Consider the following 24,330-nt stretch of genomic DNA (forward strand, 5'->3'; position numbering starts at 1 on the left):
GACGCGACATTAATTTCACCTGCAAGAAGAATTATTATCAATGGTTTCTTTTGATACAAAAAGCTACAGCAAAAAACTATTACATTTGATCAGTTGGAGCCATTGGTTCACCTTTTTCAATATTTTAGCAGCAATTGCCCTCTCCTCTTACTATTTATTTAGTGATCCTGCACCAACAACCCTCTTTGGCCAAGTCTACTTAATAACGACCTGGGTCAGTCATATTGCCTTTTTGACTTTTATGAGTTTTGTCTTGGTGTTGTTTCCTTTAACACTAGTTTTTCCTAATACCAAGTTCATCAGAACCATTGGCTCCATTATTTTTACCCTGGGTTTATTACTACTGGTATTAGATGCCTTTATCTATAGTCGCTTGGGTTATCATTTAAATGCCTCTTCAAGTACGCAAATTATTAGCTTGTTACAAGACATCGCCAAGGAAAATAGCCTGTTTTATAGCCTCAGTGGTGCCTTGGCTATCGTTATTTTAGCGTTTGAATTTACCGTAAGTAACTATGCTTGGAAGCACTTAAAGAAATTGCAAAAAACAATCTTTGCCCGTTTTGTTATTTTCGCCTTGGTTTTATCATTTTTCTTTAGTCATGTAAGCCATATTTGGGCCGATGCCAATCTTAATTATGATATTTTACGCCAAGACACTGTTTTACCTTTGTCTTATCCAGCCACGGCAAAAACGCTGTTAACCAAATATGGCTTATTTAACATAGAAGATTATATCGAGCGTAAAAATAGCCCGCTATCGTTTAGTCAGGCTATTCCCAATTACCCAACTATTACGGCAGAGCTTTGTCCTAGTGAAACAGCAAATAAAACTCCGACTAACTCGGTATTTTTAATTCTTACCGAGCAACAAGTATCAATCAGTCAGCTGAATCAATTTAGCCGCCGAGCAAGTGTTAGCAGCTTACTTTTAACCAATAATATTGATACCGGTATAAGTGATGATGCGTGGTTTAACCTGCTTTATGCTCTACCGAGCATTTATCAACAAGATATTTTAAAGCAAGGTATTAAACCGCTACTGTTTCAACGTATCGACCAACAAGCCCTGGCAACGAGCTTAACGGTTATCTCTGCTGAGTTTACCGTTAACTCAGTGACAGGTCATGGTGCAGATGAAAATATCGACATCACTGAACCTCGCTGGTTTGAAGCGCTATTCAGTAAAAAAACTGAACTGAGCAATGTCTCAAGTTTATTGTTTGCAGAGAAGTTAAATAATAAAACCCCGGGGTTGCATATTATTTACTTTAAAAATAGCCATGGCATTAAGGCCAATAAAGCCGAACAAAACAATAACCAATATCAATTTGAATTATTTGTTGATGCACTACTGTTAGCACAAAAGCAAAAATCCGCTAAAGATATCATTTGGATCAGCTCTATCGGCAATCAAAGTAATGAAACACGTTTAAACACTAAACCGGCGTTATTTATATATCCTCAGGGCACAGCAGTAAGCCATAAGGATGTAAGCTTTAATACCAGTAACATGGACTTACAACCAACGCTAATGAGTCAGTGGTTAGGCTGTAAGGTGAGCAAGCACAGTAATGGTACTGATTTACCGAGATTAAATAAAGACCGAGTTATTGCTAATACGACCGATAAAGGCATTATTATCTTTAATAAAGATAAATCAGTGTTTGTCGATCAAAATGGCAACTTTCAAAGTTACTCACGTAAATTTTCATCGCCAATTACCGTCAATGAGGATTTCCCCTTAATGATTGATGGTGTGCACTTTATTAAGCAGTTTACTCAGCAGGAAAAACAGTAAGCGCCCTTTATTTAGGCAAAGGTGAGTGGAATTGCGCATAAGTTAGCCACTTAGGCACTATGAAGCAAGTATTACGCGAATTGTCATTGCAATACGTTGATAAATCATTATGATACAGGCGGTAAACTCGTGAAGCCCAAGAGTTTACCTTGTCGGGGTATAGCGCAGCTTGGTAGCGCGTGCGTCTGGGGGACGTGAGGTCGCAAGTTCGAATCTTGCTACTCCGACCACATTTAGTACAATAAAAAAGCCACTTAAAAAGTTGATTAAACTGTTCAAGTGGCTTTTTTGTGTCTGGGTAACTCATAGGTAGCAGTCAACCTCAATACAATATTAGCTCCCTAACTATTAAGCTAAGAGTACGGGCAAACATTCTTCATGATTACCCGTTAATATCGCCGCCATCATTGCCGTCATACTAAGCAAACCATTCGATGACTTTACGATGTCTATTACTAACTTCTCGGGATAACCTACGGCATGACGCTGTAATGCATGAACACCAGCATGAACGTAGAATTAAACTTAAATAATAAAAATGAAAGCAACAATAACAATCTTGTTAATAACAAACTTCATCACCACGACAACCTTAGCGGCCAACCAAGAAGTTCAATCGTTTAGTAAAGCTAAAAAACTCTTAGAAAAGCAGGTTTACAACAATCACCGTAAAACACTTTATTGCGGAGCGACGTTTGACGCTAAGAAAAAGGTAACGCCACCAAAAGGCTTCACTACGACTAAATATGTCAAACGCGCTAAAAAGATAGAGTGGGAACATGTTGTACCGGCAGAGAATTTCGGTCGTACCTTTATTGAATGGCGTGATGGCCATAAGCAGTGTGTAAGTAGTAAAGGAAAAGTATTTAAAGGCCGTAGGTGCGCTGAGAAAGTAAATACAGAATATCGTTACATGCAAGCTGACATGTTTAACCTATTCCCTGCCATTGGCGCTGTGAACGCCCTAAGAAGTAATTACAACTTCACTATGTTACCTGCCGTGAAAAGTGACTTTGGTAGTTGTGCCATGAAAATTGATAATCGTAAAGCAGAGCCACCTGAAATTGCTAGAGGTCAAATAGCTCGAACATACCTCTACATGGTTGGGGCTTACCAGCGCTATAGCATGAGTAAATCACAGCGCCAGCTTATGAGTGCTTGGGATAAGATGTACCCCGTAGATGCTTGGGAGTGCTCGAGAGCGAAGAAGATTACTAGCTTGCAGCAAAGCGAGAATGAGATTGTTAAAAGTCGCTGTCAGTCTGCTGGTGTTTGGTAATGAACCGCCCCTGATAGCACTTAATATAAGCTATTACAGTCACTAGCTAAAGGCTAGTGATACCACAATAATGGATGGATATTCAAAGTAGCAATTGCCTACGCAGCCACTTTGCACGCCAGTGGCGAAAAAGAAAAAGCTATGCCACTCACCCAGCGTATACTAAAAATATTACCATTTAAAAGCCGTTATCGTTGGGACGGTATTGAATATTTAGATGCCTGGCTGTACCTGTCAATGGGAGCGGAAACTAAGGCTATGAGCGCGTTATATCAATGGCGCGAACTTGGTGGCTGTGTCGATCTCACTAAAAACCCTGTGTTGGCTCCGCTGTTCAACAACCCAGAATTTAAAGCCTTGAATAACGGCATTTTGCAGCAACTTGCCGAGCAGCGAGCTAATTTAGTCCGTATGGAAGCCAACGGTGAACTCTCACCTATCCCTGTTATCCCCTAGGTGATAGCAATCGTAAGATTCACCTAGGCAGTTTTATCGTCAAAAGAAGGGTTAGCAATGGACATTAATACACCTAGAGAACCGCTAATTTAAACGATTGCTATCAATTGATCGTCCATAAGACCATACTAGTGTTATTACGCATCGCCATGGAAGTTTGAATGGAAGTCACTGCGTTGCCATAGTCATTAGGTTGGCTCAAACTGACTTTAGTTTTAAGACAATACCTCAAGAGGAAAGTATCATGAGTAAAGGACAAGACAGTAAAAAAAATACCAAAAAGAAACCACTTTTAACAGCAAAAGAGAAAAAAGCCGCAAAGGCAGCCAAGAAAACCACAACCAATGCTTTAGGTAATTAAGCACGGAATGGTCATCGAGTTTTTAGATGGCCTATATTTTTGTGAGTCAAAATAGCGCTAGAATCACTTTAGTCAAACCGCAATGCACGCCAAGGTAGTAAAACGGAATCAGTAACAGAATGGCATTTGAATAGCGACTTTTACAATGTACATGACAACACTGCTGAATCTGTATTCAGCAACTTATATGCTGCCAATACGCTTCCAAATTGATCACTCAGCTCAACAATTTCAAACTGCTTTCCTTCAAGGTCTTCGTACGTTACTCATCAATAAATAGCACCAAATGGCTGTGGTTACTCCCGCTCAAATAGACAAAACATACCCACAGACATTAATCGCAACAACATCACTTAACGGATGTGATTTATCTGCACCCCCACCACGCCAATGCTCATAACTGTGAGCTTATCTTCACCATAAAGAAAGGCAGGTCTAACGCATCGTGAGATGAGGTGATATTTGTCGTCTAGCTGAAAACCTTTAGTTGGCTAATTTATGCCTGTCTTTATCTGTTTTTTGTTTTTGTTCTTGCTCTTGGTCTATTTGTTTTTTTAACCTTTTTCTTGACTTGTGTAGGCGTTTTTGAAAACTCTTTATGAAAAGGCTGTTCTGTAACAACAGCAATGATTTGCCCTATGCTATTTTCAATATTATTTAATTGCCTTATATCATTTTCTACCACAAATGAAATGGCCATGCCACTTTTCCCGGCACGAGCAGTTCGTCCTATACGGTGTATGTAGTTTCTTGGATCTTCAGGAAGGTTATAATTAATGACTAAACTAATATTATCAACATCAATGCCACGAGCAGCAACATCAGTGGCAACTAATACTCTTAAATTAGAATCTTTAAAGTTTTGTAACGCTTCCTCTCTTACGGCTTGTGTTTTACCACTGTGCAGGCTAGCGGCAGTTATTGATGCTTTTTCTAGTGCTTTAACAATGATGTCAGTGCCATACTTTGTTTTACAAAAGATGAGAACTTTTTCATAGTCAGGTTTTTGCAGGATATTAAAGAGCAAAGGTACTTTATCCGATTTTTCAAGATGGTATACACTTTGATTAACCAAGTCGATAGTAACCGTTTCAGCCGTAATTTGAACTTTTGTTGGCTCCGTTAATATTGCTTCTGCAAGTATCTCTATTTCAGCAGGCATAGTAGCTGAAAACAATAGTGTTTGTCGGTTCTTTGGCAGTTTAGATATGATGTTTTGCACATCATTAAAGAAGCCCATATCAAGCATTGTATCGGCTTCATCTAATACAAATACCTCTAACGCCTTAAAATTTATATCGCCCGTTTCAATTAAATCCAATAACCTTCCAGGGGTGGCCACTAAAATATCGAGTCCAAGTGCGATAGAGTCAACTTGAGCTTGTCTTCCGACACCACCATAAACAACCTTAGTTTTAAGCTCTAAACCATCCGCGTAGTCATCAATGCTTTGCATTATTTGCGAGGCAAGCTCTCTCGTGGGCGTTAGTATGAGCGAACGTGTACTCTTCGCTTTGATCTCTATTTTATTTCGTGCAAAATTATTAATAATAGGCAATGAAAAGGCCGCCGTTTTTCCTGTTCCCGTTTGCGCTATACCAAGAAGATCCTTGCCATTAATAAGCGCGGGGATGCATTCTTTTTGGATCGGTGTCGGCTGTTTATAGCCTTTAAGACTAATGCGGTCAATAATTGACTCTAAAAGTGAAAATGCTTGGAATTCTGACATGTTACCTCGGTATTCTTTAATCAATAGCCTATTATTCTAACAGAATGCTTTAACATATTTAAGATGTATTCAGGATGGCTGTTGCTGACAAATTTCCACAAAACAGAGTTCAGTAATCAAGTGTTCTGACCCCTTGATTTTAATCTTCGAGATTACTCATAAACTTCCTTGTAAATATAACAGCTTGTTATGTGTTGATTAGCACAAAAGCAACTACGAAACATAATGTTGAGAGTAGAATGCCTAAAAATGGAATTTTAAACCAGTAATTTTTTGCTAAAAGTAAATATGAAATACCAACAATAGAAGGCAACACTGCAAACCAGCTATTATTAGCAATAAATTGAATGTGTGAGAAAGCTAAAGGAATGTAAATGGCTGCAAAAAGTATTGCGCCTAGACTATGACTAGCATTGAAACCTATCCAAGCACGCCAAACAGTTGTTTCTTTAGTGAGGATAGGAGAAGTACTTTTCATTGCTTCGATTACATCAGAGTTATACGGATTAAACTTGTCAGTAAAGAAAGTATAAACAAGATGTACAAAGCCAAGTAAGCCGAATATTGAAGCACCTATTATGAATAGTATTTGTGAAATCACGTCTAACTCCTTTTAAACACATAACGAGCTTGTAGAATAACTCGTTTATTATGAATTACCCCCTAAAATTGGGGTGGTAAATGCATTACCTATATCGAGTTAATCATCTACAGTTCGATACAGGAGCAAAAAATTTTAGTAGTTTTGGCGGAATTAGTTATTCTACAGCCTCAACGCCCAAATAACGGGCTAAGTAATGCTTGCTAAAATGTGCAGCGTAGCGGAACCGAGCAAGCGTTACGTGTCCTTGTTGATTTTCTTATGTTTTGGTTTACACCCAGACTTGTATTCCAACCAATGTACAGTATTACCTATAACTACAATGCTACCAGACACAACTATAGTTGCAGTAGCTATAACACCATTAAACACCATACATACTATAGGGTCATCAAGAAACTCTTTACCACTGCATAATGAATACTCTTTTCTTACTTTAGGCTTCAAAGTTAGCTTTTTAGTAAGCATCTCACATTTATTATAATAATTTTGTGTTTCAGAGGTTGTTGGTACAAAGACACATGCACTAATTGAAAAATATAAAATGATAAATAATATACTACGTGGCAAGACAAAATCCTTTTAAAAACATAACGAGCTTGTAGAATAACTCGTTTATTATGAGTTACCCCCTAAAATCGGGGTGGTAAATGCATTACCTATATCGAGTTAATCGTCTACAGTTCGATATAGGAGCACAAAATTTTAGTAGTTTTGGCTGAATTAGTTATTCTACAGCCTCAACGCCCAAATAATGGGCAAATAATAGTTGGTTAAAATAAGCGACGCAGGAGCAAAAACCAACTGTTATTTGTCCTGATTAATTTGCTTATAAAGCCGGATTACATAAACCATACGCATAATCATCTCTGTATTGATTATTCATTAAGGTGTTTTGTTTTAAACAGCTCTCACGGGAAAAGTCTTCTTTCTCTAGCAAGCTATATGAGCCAACATTATGTACAGAACAAAAAGCAACGAGCTTATTTAGCATTAATGTATCGAATGCATACTGCTTCATAAGTTTAAGCGCTTTACTACCTAGCCCCTTACCCTGAGCACTAGCCTTAATCATGAAACCTACTTCAGCAATTTTAGCTTCATGATTGACTATTCTAAGAGATATATACCCCAACTTATCACCATTTATAATTTCAGTGATAATAAAAGAACGCCAGTTATCACTTTCAAATTTCCATGGTGGTAATCTTCCTTCAAAAGAAGATTTAGCCTCATCATAAGTCAAAGGATCATAAACATGCTCCATCATCTGTGGACAAGTAATAATTTTTTGAAAAAACTCAAAATCAGAATCTTTAAATGGTACAAGTTCGATTCTTTCATCTGCAAGTTGCATGACAATTCCTTAGGCTTTATAACGCCCTGTTAAAAGCCAACTGTATTTTGTCCTTGTTTAACAGCTTGTTATGCATTACCACTGATAAGCAAGCTTCAGAGCTACACCACTTGAACTTTCTTCAAATATATATTCATTTTTTGAAGTTACACCACTATAAATAGAACCACCGATAACAAATGAACTGTTATTAAACCCGGAAAAGTAATAATTGTAAGTTCCGGATAATCCGTGATACAAAGCGACCTTTCCATGACTGATTTGAGCTGATACAGCTCCAGCGAAAAGACCTAAGGAGTGGTTATTACCTCCTATTTTATGATCCCAACCTACGCCATAGCCAAATCCTGTGCCACCATCACTTGAATGTACACGAACACCTAAAGAAGCATAATATTTTGAATCGTTGCTATTAATTGAATATTTTGCGCCAATACCACCATGGTCGGTTCCTAAACCTAAAGAAAAATTTGAATCATCCGCAGCAAAACAAAATGATGACGCAGACATGGCTAAAAAAGATAATATATATTTCATGCGAAACTCGACTTAAATGCATAACAGCTTATTATGGATACGGCTCAGTAATGTCCGCTCCATAGCTTTAATTTAATACATATTAATATCCCATATTTTCAGTACCTTATAAACTAAAAGTATAGGTTTTGGTTAAGACTTGGATATTACTTAGATTTCTCAGTAATATCCAACAAAGAACTAAATACTATTTAATATAATATCAACGACTTAGTGTTTATATAGATTGGTTTGGGCTTATTACTGAGAAGTATCAGTAATAAGCCCGCAATAATTCATTACAAAATATATCGCAAATACTTTGAAGCTACCTTCCGCTTAGCGCACCTCAATGTCATTAACTTACATGCCTATGCACTTGGATCAGGATTGTCATCCCCGTGGTGTTTTAATCGGGGATCCAGTGTATAAAGAACAATAGATCTTCGATCAGAAACTTCGAAGATGACGTTTACAAAGAGTTCCTGAGTAAACTACATAGGCATGTTAACTTAAGGATTTAGCACATACGTTTATAATTCATAGGATATTTACTTGTCTTGTTTCTACGGTCTTGTCGAACAAACTTACGATTGGGTCGAATCACACTTAAACTCTTTGATATTTTACTTATCAGTAGTTCGTATAACTCAAGCTCAGCTAGCTTCATTGTGAACCGAACAATATTGTCGTTAAGCTGATTTCTCGCAAAGGTGAAATTGATTTTATAATCATAGAGTCTCTTGTTTTTAGGCTTCTTTATTTTTCGTTTTGCATCATGGATTGCAGAAGCTGCAAGGTTTTTAGTCAATAGCTTAGCGTGTAAGTCTTGTAAAATACCTTCAACAGAAGCACTAGAGTAATTCTCAATATTGAGACGACTTTTCAATACTTTGTAATCTTCTTCAACTCCCCAACGTTGGTGATATAAATCAGCGAAAAGAGCAGTAGGATAAGCTTTTAAGTCTGTTAATGATGAAACCAAAATCTCTGGCTCACCTGATGGCAGGTCAACTCGCACTAACCTTAAACGTAGTGATTCAGTCGATATTTTATCTTTTCTACATCATTGAAGAGACTTCTCAATACAAGGGAAATCGACGATATCACTATATTTCCCACTTGCTAAGAAGGCTTTAACAACATTCGAGCTTTTAACAATGCGCATGCAAAAATCAACATTCTTTAGCCTATGGTATTTATAAAACCAAACAGCAGGATAGCCTCTGTCAAAAATTATTAAGTCACCTGCTTGGGTTTTATTTAAGTACCTTAGTACCATTTCACGCTCTTCTGTTGAATGGCTTTCACCCTGTAAGTCTAGGGTAATATTATTCTTAACATCATAAAGTTGAGAAAGACGAACATGAGGCATAGCGGCATGTGGACGATCTTTTCCAAAATGCTCAAGTAGTTCGTTAGCGAGTGATAATTGTGTGACTGACCCATCAACAGCTAACAGCCTGAATTGAACCATTGAGCGCATTCAACATAAACTCATTAAACGAGGCAAAGTAAGGGTGCGATTTCGAGTGAAATCAGTAGATTTTTCCCGGTGAATTTCTAAAAATTCAGTTGAGTGAATTTTGTTGGTTAACTTTTGTACTATTTGAATTAAATACTGAACAGCTCATTGGTAATTTCTCTATATTTTTAATTCATAGCTAGGTTATCAACTAGGTAACTTATTGTAAACGTGTAAATTAACCTTACTAGTACCAATCCAGCAAGGTATCGTTTATTAATGCGCTAAGTGCTCGAGCAAATCAGTAAGTGGCGAATACCATTTATAAGGGATAAGTTCTTCGTCCGAGGCTTTAACCTCATTAGCATCCAAAGTTTCAAGTTTTACCTGGTCATTGCTGACTTTCAGTGCTGAAATACTTGTATCGTCACAGATAACAATGGATTGATTTTCTTCACGTCCTTGAATTAACATTGTTTGTCCTTATTTTGATTGCGTCATATAAAGATAGTACAAAAATCTTTATATGGGCAATTACTCAATAACATTTTATTATGGTGTTATTCAGACTAAAATCACTATATAGCGGACAACATGGTCCTGGGGGCTAAACAAGCAACTATTATTCAACTTAAGAGTTGTTAACTACTCCGAGCAACTTTTAAATCAAAAAGTTCTTGAGACTCAAGCGTTTATTTATGACTGCTATTTAACAAACCTTGCTAAGCGCACCAACAATGACATTACTGGCGCATTTACATGGCGATTAGCTTTGGCTTACCCGCACGTCTCTCACTGTATCTGTCGAGAAAAAAGTCACTTTTATCTCTGGTTAAATAAGTGAAACGCATCAACTCTTCCATAACATCAACAATTCGGTCTCTATAGGGTGAAGCTTTCATGATGTCATGGTCATCAAACTCGTTATAAGCTTTTGCCACAGAGGATTGATTGGGGATTGTTAACATTCTCATCCAACGGCCTAGAATCCTCATGTTGTTGATTGCGTTAAAACTTTGTGAGCCGCCAGTGACTTGCATAACCGCTAAGACTTTTCCTTGTGTTGGCCTAACTGCGCCCATTGACAAAGGGATCCAGTCTACTTGGGTCTTCATTACACCGGACATATTGCCGTGTATCTCCGGTGACGACCAAACTTGTGCTTCGGACCATTGTACCAACTCTCTAAGCTCTATTACCTTAAGATGGTCAGCTGAGTCATTGTTATCAAATAATGGCAGTCCTTTAGGATTAAAGAATTTAACTTCAGCGCCCATTGCTGTCAAAATACGCCCTGCTTCTTCAGCGGTTAATCTACTATATGAAGTTGCGCGCAAAGAGCCATATAACATTAATACTCTTGGCTTATGCATACTGACTTTGTTAACGCTAGGCTTTAGCTTAAATTGTTCGTTTTGTAAGAAGTTCATAAAACTCTCTAGTTAGTTCATTTACCCATAAGACGCTTGGCCGTACAAAAAGACGAAAAATCAAGGTGAAATCGTAAATATAATAATGTTTATGTGTTTTTTTCGTCTTTTCAACTTGCTGTTCGTCTAATATAGAAACAGAGTTATATTGAATAGAGCTTCTCCGCTTGCAAGCCTAGTCGGAGTACTGGAGATGGTTAGTCCAATGAATATAGAAGATATATGGTTAGCATACCGAGCAGAGTTAAAGCGGTTCTTACATGCTAAGATCTCAAATGAAGCGGATGTAGAAGATTTGTTGCAAGACATTTTGATAAAAATCTATAACAAGTTGAGTGCAGTAAAAACACAAAAAAGCGTTAAGTCTTGGTTGTTTCAAATAGCCAATAATACCATCATTGATTACTATCGGAAGAAAGGCCGTGCCCAAGAAAATAAGCTCGAGGGCCACTGGCCCCTAGAAGAATCTCAAGAGAGCAATATTGACTTATTAAACTGTATCTCACCCTTTATTAATGCCCTGCCAGATGAGCATGCAAACTTACTTATCGCTATTGATATGAATAATCAATCACAAAAAGAATATGCTGAGCAATTAGGGGTAAGTTATTCAACACTTAAATCCCGTGTACAAAAAAGTCGCGGCTTACTTAAAAAGGTATTTGACGATTGTTGCCATTTTAAAATTGATAAAATCGGCAATGTTTATGATTATGAAGTGAAGACCAAGAGATAAGAGAGTTGTGCCTAATTGTTATTATCCTCGGTTTGTGATGGTTAAGGTGTTGAATGTAATAACACCTTCACTTTCACCTTCATTCACCATCACAATAAATAGCTTAGGTAAACTGAGCCTACCTCAATAAGGTAATCAAATCATTAGGCATTGGTGCTTCAATGGTTAGTCGATCACCTTTTGGTCGAGTAATGGTTAAGCGTTGTGCATGAAGTCCCATACGAGCTCCGTCATTACCATAACGCGGATCACCGACGATGGGATAACCTAACCAAGATAAATGCGCACGTATTTGATGTTGACGACCAGTATCAAGTTTAACTTCCAATAAAGAGCGCTGATTAACACTGCGCACCGTACTAAAATGAGTGATGGCATTTTTAGCGTCTTCATGGGCGCCAACATGCATCTTATATTGTTTATCGTCTAGGCGAAGCGGTTGGTTTATCGTACCGCTCTTAGGCTCTGGCACACCTTCTACCACGGCCAGGTACACTTTATCGGCTTCGGCCCACTTGGCATTAATAGCCTCGCGCATTTCCCGTGAAGTAGCAAACATCAATACGCCGGAGGTATCTCGGTCGAGTCGGTGTACAGGCCACAATTTAACTGCCTTCTTCGCCTTTGATAGCTGATTACGTAAAATTGCCAGTGCAGTCACTTTATTCTCCTGCGCCGTGGCAACAGACAATAAACCCGCTGGTTTATTAATGACAATGAGATCATGGTCACTAAACAGTATTTCTAATTTTGCACTAGCAGACTTAGTTTTACTGGCGTCAAAACGTTTACCTTGTGCCAATACCTCAACATCATCACCGGCATTCAGTGGATGATCATGTTTAACAACAGACTCACCATTTACTAGCACGCAACCTAGTTGCAGGCGCTGTTTAATTTTCTTTTTAGACCAACCTTGCAACTTGGCATTTAGAAAAATCAACAGGCTGCCGGCCTCGCTTACTCGTAATTTGTCTGACATTAAGGGTATATCCTCATAACAATTCTGCTATTAACCGGGAATAATCGCACGGTTAGCACTATTTACAATATTGGCAGGCAGTGTACCTCTGAATAGGGCGACTAGCTAGATTACTAACCGCTTTGGCGTTTTTTATTTTATCCATTGCTGTTAATATGTGGCTTTCATAAAAGTTCAACCAAACACCGCCTCTTTAGCGAAGCTGTAATGAGATACCAAACGGATTAATAAATTAGTCCGATTGGTATAAGTGTTTTGGTCGACAACAGTATTAAAGGGTTAAACCGTGGACGCTTTTACCGCCAAGCAAACCGAACACACCGAGGGTCGATCTCATCCTTGGACGTCGATGACAACAGACGAAACCAGTATTTATATGGATTTTAAGAAAAATCCTAAATTGATACGTAGTTCACTGGAAGATTTTCAGCCCTTTAATCATTGGCCTTTTGCCGATACTTTCTATTCGTTGGTAGAATGGCTCAATAGCCCATCGTCATTACTAGAAAGTAATGACTGCACCTTTAATGCCGCAGAAGAAAATCCCGATGAGCAATATCCCTATGCAATAAAATGCAGTGCCCGGTTAATGATACTGTTCCGCGATATTGAAGAAAACTGTCAGCAGCGCAGCATCGACTGGTTAATGCAAAATATCCTGCAAAACGTTAGCAGTACCAAACTAGGCTTTCGTGCTGGCGCCATTTGTTTATCTCAATCGGCCACTTGTTATCTTGCGCTTGGCGATAAAGAAGATACCGGCGGCATGGGCCAGCAAGTGGTACTGACCTTTTTTGCCTACGGAAAAAACCAACGTCGTTGCTATGAAAACATGCAGCAAGTGATCAGCCATGCACACCAGTGTTTAAAAACAGTGAATAAAAAACTTAAAAATGGCGAGTTGGATGATATTTATCGTTAAAAAAACAGCGAACGATAGGTATTATAATGGTAACCGATGATGGTAATAATAAAGTGATATCGTCTGATAAAGTAGCAAATAAACAGCTGTACACATATACTGAAAAGTTACGCGTTGCGCATTGAGAGTTATGCGTTACGTGCTAAGCTATTGTTAATTTGATAGATATAGTTTATATGGTCCATTTTTACACCCTCGTATCGAATAGGCGGATTTTGCTACCCGCCCCATGAAGACTTGATAAAAACCTTAACAAATATAAGTCATACTAGAAAATCCTGTAGTGAATTCTACAGGATTTTCTATTTTCTAAAAACAGACTTGCATAGCAGCAATAAAAGTAAACATGCCTATCTAGTTTACTCAGCAACTCGTTGTAAACGTCATCCCCGATTAAAACACTTCGGGGATGACGATCTTATGCACTTGGCTTAGGCATGAAAGCTAATGATATTCACTCTGAATATTAAAAAATCATGCAGCTACAGGTTTACCTAAGCTCTGACAAACTTCGCATTAAATTCCCGGCTTCATCTAAGACGAAAGAATGACTGTTCAGATGAAAGTTTTCATTGTATGTTACTTAGGTAACAAAAATTTGCGCTTTATTACCTAAAAGCAATAATTAATAACAAATAAAATCAAAGTAGTAGTGTTACCGCATAGCTAATTTAATAATTATAATTATGGAATTTACAATATGAAAAGACGCTTTAATTACAGTACTATCGCTTTATCTGTTTGCTTATCACTAGCCAGCACTTCAAGTTTTTCCGCAGAAACAAAGAGCTCTGACAGCGCTAAATACTCCGACATTGAGCGAATTATCAGTATAGGCACACGAATATCTAACCGAACTGTTGCTGATAGCCCTTCACCCATTGATATTATCTCGTCAGAAGCAATTAAAAACTCAGGTGCAACCAGTATACCTGATATGTTACGAAAACTAGCGCCCTCCTTTAACATGAATAATACTACTACCTCAGATGGCCAAGATTTAATGCGTCCGGCAACATTACGTAGTTTAGGTCCAGATCAAGTCTTAGTACTAATCAATGGTAAACGTCGCCATCAACAAGCGGTAGTTGCCGTACAAGAAAATGTTGGTCGAGGAAGTGCGGGTACTGATTTAAGCTCAATCCCAATGACCGCTATTTCACATATTGAAATACTACGCGATGGTGCTGCTGCCCAATATGGCTCTGACGCAATTGCGGGTGTTATTAATATCGTTTTAAAAGGCGATGAAGGCGGCACTGTTTGGGCACAATATGGTCAAACTAGTGAAGGTGATGGCGAATCAACTGAATTTGGTGGTAATTATGGTTTAGCCCTTGGTACTAAAGGTATGTTAAACCTAACCTTCGAATATTCAGATAGTGGTGAGATAAATAGAGCAACACCTACAGATTGGTTTGGCTCTATTGATGAACCGCGCCAACTGTTACTTGTTGGTGAAGCCGCCACTGAAATGACCAGTCTTTGGGCTAACTTTTCTTATGATATAGGTGAGAGTAGTGAGTTCTATGCATTTGGTGGCTATACCACCAAAGAGGGTGAATCATTAGGTTTTTATCGCCCCGCTGCGGATGACCGTGTATGGAGCGCGTTATTTCCACAAGGCATTACCCCAAGACTTGGCTCAAAATCAGAAGATTTTTCTTTAGCCGCTGGTTTTAAAACACAAATCGGTAAATGGGACTTTGATGCTAGCCTAGTAACGGGTGAAAATAGGTTTGAATTCAGTAATTTAGACTCTTTAAACGCCAGTTATGGCCCAGACAGCCCAACATCCGCTTATGATGGCGCGCTAGTTTACAGTCAAACTACCTTTAATGTTGATGCGGTAACAGAAGTAGATTTAGGTTTTTATTATGATACCTCTATTGCTTTTGGTTTTGAATATCGCATTGATGGTTTCGCCCAAGAAGCGGGTGATATGGTCACCTATGCTCGTGGAGATACTTTATGTGCGGAGTCGGTCAACCCAATGGGTGATCCAGCCATGACAAATTGTACTGGCGATGACATTACCGTTCCTGGCATGCAAGGTTTCCAAGGATATAGCCCCGCAATGGAGATAGATACCGACAGAGATAGCTTTGCTTTCTATTTTGATACCGAAACATCAGTGACCGAAGATTGGTTAATTACGGGTGCGGTTCGTTATGAAAACTACGATGATTTTGGTAGTACGGTTATTGGTAAGCTATCAACCAATTTAAGTTTGACCGATAGTTTAGCCATAAGGGCTTCTGCCTCTACCGGTTATAGAGCGCCTGGCATGCAGCAAGCTAATTTCACCCAACGTTCGATTTCTTTAGATAATGGTGAACTTGCTGATTTAGTGACTTTACGCCCGAATGAAGCACTAGCAGGTGAACTCGGCTTTAGTGACTTACAAGAAGAAAACTCAACCAATATATCTTTTGGTGTGATTTATAATGCCGGTAATTACTCTTCAACACTTGATATTTACCAAATCAATATTGATGATCGTATTGTTTACTCTGGTAATATTTCCCGTGGTATTAATGCTGACATCGATGCGTTTTTTGACCGCCATTCTGGTGCAAACCAGGCTTTAGACGGAGTGAAAAATGTTTCCATTTTCACTAATGCTATTGATACTGAAACCTTTGGTCTTGATTGGGTTAACCAATATACACAAACGCTAAGTAATATGGATGTAGTCTATGAGCTTTCTTATCACCATAATAATACCCAAGTAAGTAACATCAACACCTCTTCTGCTATGGTGCCTGATGAAATTATTTTCAATCATGCCCAAGAATTGTTAGTGGAGAAAGCACAACCACAAGACAAAGCGGCCTTATCAGCCATGTTTGATATGGATAACTGGTCGGTAACAGCCCGAATGACCTATTATGGTGAAGTTACTTCAGCATCTTATGGCACAGAAGAAACGACATGGGGTGCAAAAAGTTTATTTGATGTTACCGCGCAATGGCATGTCACCGATAACGTCAGCATCAGCGGCGGTATCTTAAACTTAACCGATGAGTACCCTGATGAATGGGGCGATAACGGCGGAATTTTCCCTCAAATTGGTTTTAAATATGGCTGGACAAGTTTCCCCTTCTCTCTTTCCGGACGGGAATATTATATGAGAGCCTCGTATAACTTCTAATCAAGTAATCTTTAGCTGATAAATAGTCCAATAACGATTAAGTTTTTTGGCGGTATTTATAAAAAAAGCACCAGTTTTTAGCTGGTGCTTTTTATTAGAGCTAACATTTTACCCAATTCAAAGCAGATATAAGCTGAATGCTCTGACACTGCGATAAAACTTCGTCAGTCTAATCTTTATTAACGAAGGTGATTTTATGCGAATACATCTGCAAAAAATAATGAATACGGTTAGAACGTCTTTTCGATAACATCACTCTGATATTGCCAGCAAGCAATGCCTCACTGCGCTTGACCTTAATTAATGGCACAAAAGGTTTATTATCAATGCTGATGGTAGTCATATGATTACATACAGCTTTTATTCTCGCTTGTTCGATATCCAATGAGCCAATCCTAATATAAGTTATGTGCGCATATCATAGCGGGCAAAAAAACTATAAATGCTATAAGTTGTGCTAAAAATGTGTTCAATTGTTTTTAGTTACCAAATAGAGCATATCCATAACGATACGTTAACAAGCTATTTACACCAGACTTTACCACCGATCATTTTAAAAGCGGGCGTGCCTCGAATTAAACATTCTCGGGCAAATACTTTATCGCATTGCGGGCAGGTACAAGCTACATCGGTAAAATCTTTACTGATACGTTCTTTAAAACATTTGAGTAAAGCACCCTTACCGGCTTTCCTATATTTGAATAGGAGAAAGTTACAGCCCTTGCAATAGATATCGACTGTTTTACTTGGACCTTTTTTATTGGGTTTTGCCATAAAGTATTATCTTCAGTCTAGTTTTGGTATAGCAAAGCTTTAAACTCATCCTAAATAGATTCTTGCTAAGGCCGATTGTATAGGCTACTTCTTATCTATATTTAGTGCTGCTAGGTTATTAGCAATATCTTGCGCGGCAGACTTGGGGGTAATATCGTCATCTATTTTTAAAATCTTGCCTTCTTTAGAAATATAAAATGTTACCCGACTAGCCACCCTAAACATATTTAGCACTTGATAGGCTTTTGCGGTGGCTTTAGTGGGATCACTTAGCATAGGAAAATCAGCACCCGTTTTCTCGGCAAAGGCGCGATTGTCATCAATAGGGTCAACACTTGCCATGACATAGCTGACATCATATTCACGAATAAGATGGCCTTGCTCAGTTAACGATTTACATTCAATAGTACAGCCTCGTGTGTTTGCCATGGGATACCAAGCCAAGACTACGGCTTGTTTACCTTGATAATCACTCAGTTGGTAAAAGCCACCTGTGGTTGCTTGTAAGTTAAAGTTTGGCGCGCTATCGCCAACCTTTAGATCGGAGGCAAAAGCTGAGCAGCCGACAAAAGTCACTAGGCTACAAAGTAAACGTATAGATTTTTTGATATTTCTTTTCATATTAGTACTCAATATTGAGGGGAAAGGTAAGTAAGCTTTTCTGACATTGTATGGGGTTAATACCGTGATTAACAGAGCTTAACCTACCTTCTTAAAAAGATGACGGTAATAAAAGCCCTGGACAAAATCACAGTTAAGCTGTTGGGCAAGCTTTAAATCCTCTGCGGTCTCTACCCCTTCTAGTATTATTTTTTTATTTGTACTGTGAGCGTAATCGATAATCGATTTAACCAGTAACATAAAGTTACGATTCTTTTTGTTTTTTATGACGAACTTATCAAGTTTGATGTAATCAACCAGTTGAATAACAGAGGTGGATATCATGGATTGCGGATTACAAACATCATCTATCGCGGTAGCAATATTGTTTTGAGCTAGGTCATCGATCATGGCCAAACTCATAATGGCATCATTAAGTTCCGAGTTTTCTATTAACTCGACCACAACCTTAGACTTTTGGAATTCTTTAAACAACTTAAGAAAGGGATTTTTTTGACCAATGACACCACAGGAAAAGTAAGAGTCTTGATCTAAATTTACAAAAATATCATGGCCATTGACGGCATAAGATAATTGTAATTTCTTTTGTTGGTATTCAATTTGAAACAAACTTAATGGGCTACTGTGCAGCGATTCGAAAACAAGGTCAGGCCGAATTGAATCGTTATTGGCAGTGTAGAATCTTGCGAGGGATTCATAAGCAAAAATCTCTTGGTTTTTACAACTAATTATTGGTTGGTATTCAACGCCAAAGCGCCTGTTTTCCAAGAGATCAATTAAACACTCTGCGTTGAGTAATTTCTTATCTTTCATTAACTACAGCTGATAATTACTTAGTCAGCAATTCCTACAACATATATGGAAACATAACTGTAAATAAGAATGATTATCATGTAAAGAAGTGTTTCGCAAATCGTGCTTGATTGCCATTAATTTGCGCAATATGGCTAAAATAGCAGTAATACTCGTGCCTCAATAAATAAAACTAAGCTCATCATGTCTTTATTCGGGCAACTTTATGACCATGTTTTCCTGCATTTATCTCGCTCACCTGCAATTTAATTACTTACTATAACGACTAATAATAGTGGCTAATATTACCGGTGCTATGGCATTTTATTATCCTTTTGGCTGAGCTAGGTATTGCTGAGCCATGATAAATAATAACTCTAGCCACCTAGCTTAATCATTAAGTCCTGCTTGCTAATTTTCAACTAGCGCAGATAAAAAATCTCTTATCAAAATAAACTAACTTACCGATAATTAATTTATGCTCTGATTATTAAGTAGCGCTAATCATAGTAAACATTCACCTACAGAAAGGTTACGGGGTTATCAGGGTTGTCGATATTATTACTACATAGGGTTACTGGGGTTGTTTGTATGGGTTTGGTGGGGTTAGAGGGGTTATCAACCTATTGCAAGTATGAGTTATCAGAGTTACTATGATTAATGGATTTTTTTACTGTTGTTGGGAGTTCAAAATGAAGTATGCTGTGGTGTTTACTCAAGCTGAAAAAAGCACAGATTATCAGGTGTCAGTACCTGATCTTCCTGGCTGTCAAATTACCGAGAAGACCATTGATTTAGGCATGGAAGAAGTGACAAAAGCAATACAATCACATCTGGCTATTTTGGCGGAATACGGGGAAAAGATCCCAAATGCACAAGGCTTAGAGCAACATAGAAAAAACCATATTCTAGCAAATCCACATACTTTTGCCCACGCTTTTTGGGCGATAGTCAGTATTGATATTACCCCCTACCTTGGTAAGAGCCATAAAATAAATGTTACCCTACCTGAATTACTTATTGCTCAAATAGATGACAAAGTAAGTAAGTCATCGGATTACAAAACTCGCTCAGGATTTATTGCCAGTGCTTGCTTTGCTGAATTACAAAAATAGTTCTGCCAATCAGTAAGCAAAAATTTATGTTACTAAGGGTGCTAAATTAATTTTCTGAGCCGCAAGGTGAATTTTATCATGAAAAGTGATTGCTTTACCTTGGCTATCAAGATCGCTATAGAAATCAAACTGGGCAATTTTTGGCATAGGTAATAATTGTTCTAGCTCGCTGATATTTTCTGACAAATTATTCATTGGCTCACTTGCCGCACAATTGGCAATCCAAGCTATACAATGTAGACCATCTGCTTTTATCGTTTCATACGTTAATAAGGCATGATTTAAACAGCCCAACTTCATATTAACAATGAGAATAACGTCAAGCTCTGCCACTTTAACAAAGTCTGACAAAAATTGGTAAGCCGGTTTTATCTTATCCGCATTACTTTCAGTATTTATCTCAGTGTGAGTATTGGCATTTACCGAATTGGCTATAAGTGGTAAAGGTCCAAGGGGTAATCGCCAACCGCCCGCCCCTTCCACTAAAATAACATCGGCATTAAGTGATTTTACTTGTTGATAATGATCATTTATTTGTGCAACGCTAAGTCGTTTGTTTTGTATTTTTGCCGCTATGTGTGGCGCAATCGCTTGCTCAAAGGCAATTGGATTGATATCAGCAATACTTTGCTGGCAATTAGCAAATTCACTGAGTCGCTTAGCATCTTCATTTATTAACTGGCCATCGACTAATTCACAACCGGCGGCAATGGGTTTAAAGGCGGCAACGCTTAAGGTTTTATTGGTGGAGTGATTGTTATGGTGAGTTAAAGGCTGAGTGAAGGCCTTAATTAAAGCGCAACTGACAAACGTTTTACCGGCATCAGTATCTGTGGCGGTGATAAAAAATTGTTTCATAAAAATTGCTTAAATAGGCTTTCTATACGGAGATGATAGCTTGGCGGATATTTTGCTCATTATTTTTTTCATGGTAACACCTTAGTGTTTATTAATACTAAGGTGAATAGTAGAAGAATTTAACTTATTATTGTTAGTGTTATTGTTAGTGTTATTGTTAGTGTTAGTTATTTAACTTAACAACCAAACCAGAAAACAAACGATACGTGGCGGGGTAAATACCGCTGGGTTCAAGAAAATCTTTATAATGCTCGGTCATTTTAAACCACTTATCTTTACCTGATAGGCCTCTATTTTTTTTCTGCGCCAGGTGATTAGCCCCTAAACCTTTTAACTCACGCGCTAAATGAATAACATTTTGATATTCTAAAATAATATCTTGGCATTTTTGCTCGACCAATTTACCGTTATCATTATTGAATAAAGTATTTAGCTCAGTGACGGTTTTAAAATCAATGACGTGTTGATCATCATCCACTTGTCGCCAAGAAGATTTTAATTCATGTAAGGTGCCATCCACTAAGGTGGTGAAGATAAGTAAACCGCCGGGTTTTAATACTCTTAACATTTCCGTAATGGCTTCATCGAGTGGCTCGAACCATTGAATCACTAAATTTGAGTAAATAAAATCGATACTGTTATCTTTAAGCGGAATGTCATGGGCATCAGCTTCAAGCCATATTATTTTTTTATTACGATGTTCTTTGGCAAAATTGAGCATCTTAGTTGAAATGTCTAAACCAATAACTTGCTCATAAGACCCGGCTAACAAGTCGGTAAAAAATCCTGTGCCTGAGCCTAAATCTAACACGGTTAGATCATGGCGATTAGGTAACCAAGGCATAAGATGTTTACCGGAAAATCGTTGTAATCTTGCCGATACATCATAGGATTTACTGGCAGAGCCAAAACTTTTGGCAATCTTTACTCGGTCTGCATTTGTTTGTTCTGTTTGAACCATTAAGCGATAGCCTTATTAATACATTCTGCTAAATACTTGATATTTTTGGTATTATGATTGGCGCAAATGGTAACACGTAACCTAGAGCTATTGACTGCCACCGTGGGTGGACGAATAGCAGTTAACCAAATACCCTGACCTTTTAGTTTTTCACTGACCATAAGCGCTTTTTTTTCATCGCCAATTATTATGGCATGAATTGAAGATTGTGTGGTGACTAACTCAATATTGTCTGCCAGTAAGGCACTAAATAATGCACTTAGTTCACTAATTTTTTCTCGACGCCAATGCTCCGCTTGGATAAGCGCAATACTTTTTTTTGTTGCCCAAGCGATAGCGGGTGACATTGCTGTCGAGTAAATGTAGTGCCGAGAGAAATTGACCAAGTACTCATGTAAATTTTCATCACAGGCTAAAAAGGCGCCACTCGTTGCCACGGCCTTGCCAAACGTGGCCATGGTAATATCAATATTAGCAAAGCTATTACTGCCCTGACCTTTATTACCAATGACACCAATACTGTGGGCATCATCTAAATAAAGCCAAGCATGGTGCGCTTTTGCTAGCTGAGCAAGTTGCAACACTTTCGCTTGGCAACCATCCATACTAAACACCCCTTCTGAGGCAATCAGTTTATTGCTACTAGCCAGTGCACTGTGGTCAGTACGTGTGAGTAGTCGAGCAAGCTGGTCAATATCATTATGGTTAAAGCGTTTTACTTTTGCTTTGCTTTGATAAGCACCATCGATCATTGACGCGTGACTTAGCTTATCCAGATAAAAGTGGCTGTGCTCATTTTTACCTAAGGCATGAAATAGTGCTAAGTTAGCGCTAAAACCACTGGTAAAAAGCAAGCACTTTGGTTTATTTAACCACTGACAAATATCCTCTTCTAATGCTTGATGAGCATAATGATAGCCAGTGACCAAACTTGAGCTGCTTGCACAAGTACCAAACTTATCTACGCCTTCTTGTAGCGCTTTATTTATTTGCGCATGACCGTTTAGGCCTAAATAATCATTGGAAGAAAAATTTAAGTAAGACTTGCCTTTAATAACGATTTCATTGCCTTGGCTAGCCATACTATTGCAAACCAATTGACGATAGCGAGACTTGGTTTTTTGCTCTTCAACGTCGGTGCGAATAAAATCAAAGGTCATAAATGAATATTTTCCTGAAAGGATAAATTCAACAATGAGCTAGCGAAGTTTATCGTTAGCTCAAAGACTGTTGTTATGCCGATGCGTTGTAAAACTGATCGCTATGTTGTTGATCAACAATGGCGGTATTAAGTATCTGCTCTGTTGAAGCGCTATCATCAACCACCGTTTCGGTATTGATGCCTAACTTTTTAAACAATGCCATATCCTGATTTGTTTCAGGGTTATCGGCAGTCAGTAACTTACAACCATAAAAGATTGAGTTAGCGCCGGCAAGGAAACACATTGCTTGCATTTGTTCATTCATAGCGGTACGCCCAGCTGATAATCGTACATGGCTTTTCGGCATCATAATACGAGCAACGGCAATACAGCGAATAAAATCAAAACTGTCTAAATCTTCAACATTGGCTAAAGGTGTACCTTCAACCTTTACTAACATATTAATAGGCACACTTTCTGGTTGTGGGCTTAGGTTAGCGAGTTGTATTAATAAAGAGGCACGATCGGTGGCTTTTTCACCTAAACCGACAATGCCACCACTACAAACTTTCATACCGGCACTGCGGACATTGCCTAAAGTATCGAGTCTATCTTGAAACGTACGGGTGGTAATTATCTGATTATAATGCTCAGGTGAAGTGTCTAGGTTATGGTTATAGTAATCTAAACCGGCATCATTTAATCGGCCTGCTTGTTCAACAGATAACATGCCTAAAGTCATGCATGTTTCCATACCAATGGCTTTAACACGTTTAACCATCTCAAGTACATAAGGCATGTCACGTTCTTTCGGGTTACGCCAGGCAGCGCCCATGCAAAAACGAGTTGAGCCCATGTCTTTAGCGCGTTGTGCCGCTTCTAATACTTTATCAACGGCTAATAAACTTTCTTTTTCTAAGTTGGTTTTATTGCGTGCGCTTTGAGAACAGTATTTACAATCTTCCGGACAAGCACCGGTTTTAATCGATAATAAAGTACTCACTTGTACTTCATTGGGATTAAAGTTTTCTCTGTGTATCGTTTGCGCTTTAAACATTAAGTCACTAAAAGGCATAGCAAATAATGCTTGGACTTCTTTTAAATTCCAATTGTGACGAACGATTGAATTTAGTGACTGTGTTGGTGCTGATACGGGTGGTGTTACTTGCGGTTTTAATACTGCTTCGGACATATTTAAATCTGACATAGAACTCAATTGCATCTAGTTAACTTAACGGGTAGTCTAGCCAGCCTAAGCATGATGTCAACGATTAATAA

General features: G+C 38.3%; 25 protein-coding genes, 1 tRNA gene and 1 pseudogene. 8 read left to right on the forward strand and 19 right to left on the reverse strand.

Annotated features, from left to right (window positions below):
• Positions 1–40: 40 nt before the first annotated feature.
• Both CMT41_RS08940 and CMT41_RS08945 read left to right on the forward strand, forming a co-directional pair.
• Positions 41–1,801, forward strand: coding sequence for a DUF3413 domain-containing protein (locus CMT41_RS08940; protein ID WP_057180977.1), 1,761 nt, complete (start codon positions 41–43; stop codon positions 1,799–1,801).
• 153 nt (positions 1,802–1,954) lie between these two features.
• Positions 1,955–2,031: transfer RNA gene (locus tag CMT41_RS08945), tRNA-Pro, on the forward strand.
• Between the two features lie 118 nt (positions 2,032–2,149).
• Here the strand turns inward: CMT41_RS08945 and CMT41_RS19900 are convergent.
• Positions 2,150–2,305 (reverse strand): annotated as a pseudogene (locus tag CMT41_RS19900) (DUF6988 family protein); the annotation flags it as partial.
• A 34-nt stretch (positions 2,306–2,339) separates the two neighbouring features.
• On the opposite strand from CMT41_RS19900, the gene CMT41_RS08950 reads away from it, so the two are divergent.
• Entirely contained in the window at positions 2,340–3,080 is a 741-nt protein-coding gene (locus CMT41_RS08950) for an endonuclease (protein WP_157466333.1), read from the forward strand.
• A 111-nt stretch (positions 3,081–3,191) separates the two neighbouring features.
• Entirely contained in the window at positions 3,192–3,536 is a 345-nt protein-coding gene (locus tag CMT41_RS08955) for a hypothetical protein (RefSeq protein ID WP_058027079.1), read from the forward strand.
• An 869-nt stretch (positions 3,537–4,405) separates the two neighbouring features.
• Here the strand turns inward: CMT41_RS08955 and CMT41_RS08960 are convergent.
• The 9 genes from CMT41_RS08960 to arsH all read right to left on the reverse strand — a co-directional run bounded on the left by CMT41_RS08960 (position 4,406) and on the right by arsH (position 10,995).
• Positions 4,406–5,626 carry a DEAD/DEAH box helicase gene (locus tag CMT41_RS08960; protein WP_058027080.1) on the reverse strand — a complete coding sequence of 407 codons (1,221 nt, stop codon included), beginning with the start codon at positions 5,624–5,626 and terminating at the stop codon, positions 4,406–4,408.
• A gap of 187 nt (positions 5,627–5,813) precedes the next feature.
• Positions 5,814–6,227, reverse strand: a complete 414-nt coding sequence (locus CMT41_RS19375) for an LIC_13387 family protein (RefSeq protein ID WP_057180982.1) — start codon at positions 6,225–6,227, stop codon at positions 5,814–5,816.
• A 237-nt stretch (positions 6,228–6,464) separates the two neighbouring features.
• The gene (locus CMT41_RS08970; RefSeq protein WP_057180983.1) at positions 6,465–6,797 is read right to left on the reverse strand and encodes a hypothetical protein; all 333 of its coding nucleotides are present in this window, start codon (positions 6,795–6,797) and stop codon (positions 6,465–6,467) included.
• A 259-nt stretch (positions 6,798–7,056) separates the two neighbouring features.
• Positions 7,057–7,584, reverse strand: coding sequence for a GNAT family N-acetyltransferase (locus CMT41_RS08975; protein WP_058027081.1), 528 nt, complete (start codon positions 7,582–7,584; stop codon positions 7,057–7,059).
• 75 nt (positions 7,585–7,659) lie between these two features.
• Positions 7,660–8,121, reverse strand: coding sequence for a hypothetical protein (locus CMT41_RS08980; protein WP_057180985.1), 462 nt, complete (start codon positions 8,119–8,121; stop codon positions 7,660–7,662).
• Between the two features lie 499 nt (positions 8,122–8,620).
• The gene (locus CMT41_RS19530; protein ID WP_232300049.1) at positions 8,621–9,085 is read right to left on the reverse strand and encodes a transposase; all 465 of its coding nucleotides are present in this window, start codon (positions 9,083–9,085) and stop codon (positions 8,621–8,623) included.
• Between the two features lie 81 nt (positions 9,086–9,166).
• Positions 9,167–9,586, reverse strand: a complete 420-nt coding sequence (locus tag CMT41_RS19535; RefSeq protein WP_232300050.1) for a hypothetical protein — start codon at positions 9,584–9,586, stop codon at positions 9,167–9,169.
• 255 nt (positions 9,587–9,841) lie between these two features.
• Complete coding sequence (locus CMT41_RS08990; RefSeq protein WP_057180986.1) at positions 9,842–10,039, reverse strand: carbon storage regulator; 198 nt, start codon at positions 10,037–10,039, stop codon at positions 9,842–9,844.
• A gap of 281 nt (positions 10,040–10,320) precedes the next feature.
• Complete coding sequence (gene arsH, locus CMT41_RS08995; protein WP_057180987.1) at positions 10,321–10,995, reverse strand: arsenical resistance protein ArsH; 675 nt, start codon at positions 10,993–10,995, stop codon at positions 10,321–10,323.
• Positions 10,996–11,200: 205 nt separating this feature from the next.
• Here arsH and sigZ point away from each other — a divergent pair, with 205 nt between their 5' ends.
• Positions 11,201–11,731 carry an RNA polymerase sigma factor SigZ gene (gene sigZ / locus CMT41_RS09000; protein ID WP_058028186.1) on the forward strand — a complete coding sequence of 177 codons (531 nt, stop codon included), beginning with the start codon at positions 11,201–11,203 and terminating at the stop codon, positions 11,729–11,731.
• 118 nt (positions 11,732–11,849) lie between these two features.
• Here sigZ and CMT41_RS09005 read toward each other — a convergent pair whose 3' ends face one another.
• Positions 11,850–12,713 (reverse strand): RluA family pseudouridine synthase, encoded by an 864-nt coding sequence (locus tag CMT41_RS09005; protein WP_057180988.1) that lies wholly within the window; start codon positions 12,711–12,713, stop codon positions 11,850–11,852.
• 286 nt (positions 12,714–12,999) lie between these two features.
• On the opposite strand from CMT41_RS09005, the gene CMT41_RS09010 reads away from it, so the two are divergent.
• Both CMT41_RS09010 and CMT41_RS09015 read left to right on the forward strand, forming a co-directional pair.
• The gene (locus tag CMT41_RS09010) at positions 13,000–13,635 is read left to right on the forward strand and encodes a hypothetical protein (protein WP_058027082.1); all 636 of its coding nucleotides are present in this window, start codon (positions 13,000–13,002) and stop codon (positions 13,633–13,635) included.
• A gap of 700 nt (positions 13,636–14,335) precedes the next feature.
• Entirely contained in the window at positions 14,336–16,789 is a 2,454-nt protein-coding gene (locus CMT41_RS09015) for a TonB-dependent receptor plug domain-containing protein (RefSeq protein ID WP_057180990.1), read from the forward strand.
• Between the two features lie 169 nt (positions 16,790–16,958).
• On the opposite strand, the gene CMT41_RS09020 is transcribed toward CMT41_RS09015, so the two are convergent.
• From CMT41_RS09020 to CMT41_RS09035, 4 genes are all read right to left on the reverse strand, one after another.
• Complete coding sequence (locus CMT41_RS09020; protein ID WP_231733022.1) at positions 16,959–17,132, reverse strand: hypothetical protein; 174 nt, start codon at positions 17,130–17,132, stop codon at positions 16,959–16,961.
• 179 nt (positions 17,133–17,311) lie between these two features.
• On the reverse strand, positions 17,312–17,563 hold the full coding sequence (locus CMT41_RS09025; protein ID WP_057831311.1) for a hypothetical protein: 252 nt from the start codon (positions 17,561–17,563) through the stop codon (positions 17,312–17,314).
• A gap of 84 nt (positions 17,564–17,647) precedes the next feature.
• On the reverse strand, positions 17,648–18,184 hold the full coding sequence (locus CMT41_RS09030) for a peroxiredoxin family protein (protein WP_057180993.1): 537 nt from the start codon (positions 18,182–18,184) through the stop codon (positions 17,648–17,650).
• A gap of 78 nt (positions 18,185–18,262) precedes the next feature.
• A complete protein-coding gene (locus CMT41_RS09035; protein ID WP_057180994.1) occupies positions 18,263–18,997 on the reverse strand; it encodes an EAL domain-containing protein in 735 nt (244 codons plus the stop codon).
• Positions 18,998–19,668: 671 nt separating this feature from the next.
• Between CMT41_RS09035 and CMT41_RS09040 the strand changes: the two genes are divergently transcribed.
• A complete protein-coding gene (locus CMT41_RS09040) occupies positions 19,669–20,091 on the forward strand; it encodes a type II toxin-antitoxin system HicB family antitoxin (protein WP_057180995.1) in 423 nt (140 codons plus the stop codon).
• A gap of 24 nt (positions 20,092–20,115) precedes the next feature.
• Here the strand turns inward: CMT41_RS09040 and bioD are convergent, their stop codons facing one another.
• From bioD to bioB, 4 genes are all read right to left on the reverse strand, one after another.
• Complete coding sequence (gene bioD / locus CMT41_RS09045; protein ID WP_057180996.1) at positions 20,116–20,949, reverse strand: dethiobiotin synthase; 834 nt, start codon at positions 20,947–20,949, stop codon at positions 20,116–20,118.
• A gap of 163 nt (positions 20,950–21,112) precedes the next feature.
• The gene (bioC, locus tag CMT41_RS09050) at positions 21,113–21,910 is read right to left on the reverse strand and encodes a malonyl-ACP O-methyltransferase BioC (protein WP_057180997.1); all 798 of its coding nucleotides are present in this window, start codon (positions 21,908–21,910) and stop codon (positions 21,113–21,115) included.
• Entirely contained in the window at positions 21,910–23,070 is a 1,161-nt protein-coding gene (locus CMT41_RS09055; RefSeq protein ID WP_058027083.1) for an aminotransferase class I/II-fold pyridoxal phosphate-dependent enzyme, read from the reverse strand. Before CMT41_RS09055 ends, bioC begins: the two co-directional genes overlap by 1 nt.
• A 73-nt stretch (positions 23,071–23,143) precedes the next feature.
• Entirely contained in the window at positions 23,144–24,259 is a 1,116-nt protein-coding gene (gene bioB, locus CMT41_RS09060; protein WP_232300051.1) for a biotin synthase BioB, read from the reverse strand.
• Positions 24,260–24,330 lie beyond the last annotated feature (71 nt).

This window comes from Colwellia sp. MT41 (genome assembly GCF_001444365.1).
GTDB classification, from domain to species: domain Bacteria; phylum Pseudomonadota; class Gammaproteobacteria; order Enterobacterales; family Alteromonadaceae; genus Colwellia; species Colwellia marinimaniae.

Bases quoted from the DNA above. Each gene is read 5' to 3' on its own strand.
- CMT41_RS09030 (WP_057180993.1), bottom strand. From the start codon at position 18,184: ATGAAAAGAAATATCAAAAAATCTATACGTTTACTTTGTAGCCTAGTG.
- bioD (WP_057180996.1), bottom strand. From the start codon at position 20,949: ATGAAACAATTTTTTATCACCGCCACAGATACTGATGCCGGTAAAACG.
- CMT41_RS09005 (WP_057180988.1), bottom strand. From the start codon at position 12,713: ATGTCAGACAAATTACGAGTAAGCGAGGCCGGCAGCCTGTTGATTTTT.
- CMT41_RS08950 (WP_157466333.1), top strand. From the start codon at position 2,340: ATGAAAGCAACAATAACAATCTTGTTAATAACAAACTTCATCACCACG.
- CMT41_RS08940 (WP_057180977.1), top strand. From the start codon at position 41: ATGGTTTCTTTTGATACAAAAAGCTACAGCAAAAAACTATTACATTTG.
- CMT41_RS08975 (WP_058027081.1), bottom strand. From the start codon at position 7,584: ATGCAACTTGCAGATGAAAGAATCGAACTTGTACCATTTAAAGATTCT.
- CMT41_RS09015 (WP_057180990.1), top strand. From the start codon at position 14,336: ATGAAAAGACGCTTTAATTACAGTACTATCGCTTTATCTGTTTGCTTA.
- CMT41_RS19535 (WP_232300050.1), bottom strand. From the start codon at position 9,586: ATGCGCTCAATGGTTCAATTCAGGCTGTTAGCTGTTGATGGGTCAGTC.
- CMT41_RS09055 (WP_058027083.1), bottom strand. From the start codon at position 23,070: ATGACCTTTGATTTTATTCGCACCGACGTTGAAGAGCAAAAAACCAAG.
- CMT41_RS08990 (WP_057180986.1), bottom strand. From the start codon at position 10,039: ATGTTAATTCAAGGACGTGAAGAAAATCAATCCATTGTTATCTGTGAC.
- bioC (WP_057180997.1), bottom strand. From the start codon at position 21,910: ATGGTTCAAACAGAACAAACAAATGCAGACCGAGTAAAGATTGCCAAA.
- CMT41_RS08980 (WP_057180985.1), bottom strand. From the start codon at position 8,121: ATGAAATATATATTATCTTTTTTAGCCATGTCTGCGTCATCATTTTGT.
- sigZ (WP_058028186.1), top strand. From the start codon at position 11,201: ATGAATATAGAAGATATATGGTTAGCATACCGAGCAGAGTTAAAGCGG.
- CMT41_RS09020 (WP_231733022.1), bottom strand. From the start codon at position 17,132: ATGACTACCATCAGCATTGATAATAAACCTTTTGTGCCATTAATTAAG.
- bioB (WP_232300051.1), bottom strand. From the start codon at position 24,259: ATGTCAGATTTAAATATGTCCGAAGCAGTATTAAAACCGCAAGTAACA.
- arsH (WP_057180987.1), bottom strand. From the start codon at position 10,995: ATGAACTTCTTACAAAACGAACAATTTAAGCTAAAGCCTAGCGTTAAC.
- CMT41_RS09025 (WP_057831311.1), bottom strand. From the start codon at position 17,563: ATGGCAAAACCCAATAAAAAAGGTCCAAGTAAAACAGTCGATATCTAT.
- CMT41_RS09035 (WP_057180994.1), bottom strand. From the start codon at position 18,997: ATGAAAGATAAGAAATTACTCAACGCAGAGTGTTTAATTGATCTCTTG.
- CMT41_RS08960 (WP_058027080.1), bottom strand. From the start codon at position 5,626: ATGTCAGAATTCCAAGCATTTTCACTTTTAGAGTCAATTATTGACCGC.
- CMT41_RS09040 (WP_057180995.1), top strand. From the start codon at position 19,669: ATGAAGTATGCTGTGGTGTTTACTCAAGCTGAAAAAAGCACAGATTAT.